Origin of the sequence: Leeuwenhoekiella polynyae, assembly GCF_004104075.1 — a bacterium.
Classification (GTDB): Bacteria; Bacteroidota; Bacteroidia; order Flavobacteriales; family Flavobacteriaceae; genus Leeuwenhoekiella; species Leeuwenhoekiella polynyae.
In genome coordinates this window covers 1-544 of sequence record NZ_QOVK01000047.1, presented here as the reverse complement: position 1 = coordinate 544, position 544 = coordinate 1, and the positions used below count along the sequence as shown (strand labels likewise).

Sequence of the window (544 nt, the reverse complement as noted above, 5' to 3'; positions counted from 1 at the left end):
TACTTTTTGCATCCGCAGTAATCGTGATCGCTTTTTCAGTAATCGTCAAATCTGCAGGAACAAACGTAATGTTATAATTCGCATTTGCTAAAGTTGAAGAAATCGCATATTCCCCAACCTTTTCACCAGTTGCTCTTGACAAACTTCCTGTTAATACATCACTTCCAACTAAATCTGGACTTACAGTATACGTTAAGGCCGGATCTGCTGAACCATACACTTTACTTTTTGCATCGGCAGTAATCGTGATTGCTTTTTCAGTAATCGTCAAATCAGCTGGAACAAACGTAATGTTATAATTCGCATTTACTAAAGTTGAAGAAATCGCATATTCCCCAACCGTTTCACCAGTTGCTCTTGACAAACTTCCTGTTAATACATCACTTCCAACTAAATCTGGACTTACAGTATACGTTAAAGTTGGATCTGTTGCGCCATACACTTTACTTTTTGCATCCGCAGTAATCGTGATCGCTTTTTCAGTAATCGTCAAATCTGCAGGAACAAACGTAATGTTATAATTCGCATTTGCTAAAGTTGAAGA

1 protein-coding gene is annotated in these 544 nt (G+C 37.7%); it reads right to left on the bottom strand.

Features of this window, described 5'->3' with window-relative positions; all coding sequences use genetic code 11:
- Positions 1-544: MBG domain-containing protein (locus DSM02_RS20480; RefSeq protein WP_164918356.1), on the bottom strand; the 544-nt coding region annotated here is incomplete at both ends.